Source organism: Desulfovibrio sp. 1214_IL3152, from assembly GCF_036763055.1.
GTDB lineage: Bacteria > Desulfobacterota > Desulfovibrionia > Desulfovibrionales > Desulfovibrionaceae > Desulfovibrio.
In genome coordinates this window covers 1-2773 of sequence record NZ_JBAIYW010000316.1, presented here as the reverse complement: position 1 = coordinate 2773, position 2773 = coordinate 1, and the positions used below count along the sequence as shown (strand labels likewise).

Annotated in this window: 3 protein-coding genes; 2 read left to right on the top strand and 1 reads right to left on the bottom strand. The window is 61.1% G+C overall.

The window, feature by feature from the left end:
- A partial coding sequence (locus V6C07_RS06810) for a c-type cytochrome (protein ID WP_333535596.1) occupies window positions 1–768 on the top strand: 768 nt, incomplete at its 5' end.
- A 141-nt stretch (window positions 769–909) separates the two neighbouring features.
- Here V6C07_RS06810 and V6C07_RS06805 read toward each other — a convergent pair.
- Window positions 910–1434: a VUT family protein gene (locus V6C07_RS06805; protein WP_333535595.1), complete on the bottom strand. Its 525-nt coding sequence runs from the start codon at window positions 1432–1434 to the stop codon at window positions 910–912.
- 313 nt (window positions 1435–1747) lie between these two features.
- Here V6C07_RS06805 and era point away from each other — a divergent pair, with 313 nt between their 5' ends.
- Window positions 1748–2671, top strand: coding sequence for a GTPase Era (gene era, locus V6C07_RS06800; RefSeq protein WP_333535594.1), 924 nt, complete (start codon window positions 1748–1750; stop codon window positions 2669–2671).
- The last annotated feature ends 102 nt before the right edge of the window (window positions 2672–2773 follow it).

Sequence of the window (2773 nt, the reverse complement as noted above, 5' to 3'; positions counted from 1 at the left end):
ACCCCGGGTTCCGCCACGCCCGATTCGGCGGCGGCCCCGCGCAGCCTTCTCTGGCTGCTGCCCGTGGCCTTTGCGGCCATGCTGGTGGGACGCCAGTTTATTCAGGATCAGGCCATGAATCCGGTTCAGGCCGCCAACGACGCCTACCGCGCCCAAAGGGCCAAGGCTCTTGATCCCTTCCGCCAGCCCGCGCTGGATGGCTATGCCTTCAAGCTCAAGACGGTCTATGACAACGGTGACACTATTTATGATCAGGCGTGCGCGCCCTGTCATGGTCTGGAGGGCAGGGGGGATGGCCCCGTTGCCAGACGTCTGCTGATCCCGGCCGAAGATGTCGCCGCCATACGCGCCAACAGGGAGTACGTGTACACGCTGGTGCGCGACGGCGTTCCCGGTTCGGGCATGCCGTATTTTCGCCTGTATGACCGTGAGAAGATAGAAATGGTGCTGGACACTATGGCCAGGCGCTTTGACATGTTCGGCAAGGCCGACGTACCGCCCGACCGCGAGCCGGAAAGCGACGCCATGATCGTCTGGGCCGAATCCTGCGCCGTCTGCCACGGCGTCGAGGGCGAGATTACGGAATTCGGGCATACGCTGCTGCCGCCCCCGCCGGATCTGCAGCAGTATTCAATGACACATGCGCGCACCCTGGAGGTCATCACCAACGGCTATCCCGGCACGGTCATGCCGCCGTTCCGCCATCTGCCGCAGGAGGTGCTGGAAGACCTGGCTGTCATCAGCAATACCTTCAGGGTGGAAAAGTAGGCAGGGCGCAGCCCTCGGGGGAGGCGTCGCGGACGGCGCTTCTTGCGGGTCTGACGTTCCAACAGCAAACCGCCGGAGCATGTTCACGTGAACGCGCTCCGGCGGTAAATTTTCAGGCCGAAGAGGCTGTTTCCGCGGGCTTTATGCCTGTACCCCCAGGGCGTATTCGCGCTGCTCGCGGCGGCGCACCAGCCAGAAAACCAGAAGCGCGCCAAGCAGTTTGCTTGCGCTCATGGTGATGATTGACCAGGGCGTGGCAAGACCGATGATGAGCAGAAAAACAACGCTGTCCAGAGGCGCGCCCACCAGACTCGAGATAAGTATGCGCTGCGAAAACGGGCGGTTGGTAAAGGTGAACAGCGCCCAGTCCCCCAGTTCGCCGATGGCGAAGGCCGCTGCGCTGGCAAGGGCAAGCTGCGGCGTTGCCATGTACCAGCTCACGATGCAGCCCACCAGCATGGCCCACAGCACCTTATGGCCCACGCGGCGCTGTGCGTAGTCGCGCACCACAAAGATAAAGCCCACCACCAGAGACAGAGGCGGCCACATTTCTCCATTGGGCAGTTCCACAAGGGGCGTGACGGCAAAAGCGTAGTTTACGCCCACGATAAGAGCGATATAGGTAATAAGGGTAAACATGGGCGCGAGAGTAAGCGCTGGCGGCATGGTCGTCAAGTGGGGCAGGGCGCACGGAGCCTTGCAGCTTGACCGGAAGGCGCGGATATGGGACAGAAAAGCAGATTTAGCATGTATCTGGGGCTGGTTCTGAAAACGTCCGCTGCAAAAGCCGCCTTGTTTCCTTCGTCGGCATTGCGGGAAAACCCCCATCCCGCCGTATCCGGTACGGCCTTGCCCGGCAGTTTGTTTTTGCCGGGCAAAAGCCCGTTTTGCGCGGGCGGCATGCGCTTGAACACAGCCCCTTGAAAAACTTTGCGCCTTGTGTGCGCAGCGTAGGCCGGTTGTCCGGCCAGGAGACGTAATGACAGATCTGCACTACCGTTGCGGATGGGTGGCACTCATGGGTCCGCCCAATGCCGGCAAATCCACACTGCTCAATGCCCTTTTGGGGCAAAAGGTGACCATTGTCACGCCCAAGCCGCAGACCACGCGCAACCAGATTGTGGGCATCCTCACCGATGACGAGGCCCAGACCATCTTTATGGATACCCCCGGCCTCACCCAGGTTCGCGGGCGGCTGAGCAAGACCATGATTCAGGCTGTGTGGCAGAGCCTGAACCAGGCCGACATCATCATGCCCGTGCTGGACGCCCACCTCTATATCCGTCATCCCGAATTTCTCGACCGCGATCTCGCCCCGGTGGCTCAGGCTCTTGCCAGCGACGAACGGCCCATGATCGTGGTGGTCAACAAGGTGGACCTGTTCGGCGATAAAAGCCGCATGCTGCCCCTGCTGACCAGGCTGCATGAAATGTGGCCCAGAGCCGATATTTTTCCCATTTCGGCCCTGAACAAGGACGGGCTTGCCGATCTGGTGGAACTTATCCATAAAAAACTGCCCACAGGGCAGGCTCAGTTCCCCGAAGACCAGATATCCACCGCGCCTCTGCGCTTTATGACGGCCGAAATCATTCGCGAAAAGCTCTTTCTGCACTTGCGGCAGGAGGTTCCCTATTCCGTGGCCGTGGATGTGGAAAGCTGGGAAGAGGATGAAGAGCGCGGGCAGACGGTCATTCATGCCACCATCTATGTGGCCCGTCCCATGCACAAGGCCATGGTCATCGGGCGCGCCGGACAGTCCATCAAGGCCATCGGCACTGAAGCCCGCAAGGACATTCAGGAACTGGTGGGCGGCAAGGTGCACCTGGAACTGTGGGTCAAGGTTCGCGAACACTGGACCGAAGACACGGCCTTTTTGCGCGACCTGGGGCTTATGGCGGAGTAGGCTATGGAACTGCGCGATCGCTACCGCCGTGTGCTGGAAAGGCTCGATGCCGCCTGTGCCGCCGCCGGGCGGCCCAGGGAGGACGTGTCTCTCATTGCCGTG

Coding starts and splice junctions, on each gene's coding strand:
- V6C07_RS06805 (WP_333535595.1), bottom strand. CDS start 1,434: ATGCCGCCAGCGCTTACTCTCGCGCCCATGTTTACCCTTATTACCTAT.
- era (WP_333535594.1), top strand. CDS start 1,748: ATGACAGATCTGCACTACCGTTGCGGATGGGTGGCACTCATGGGTCCG.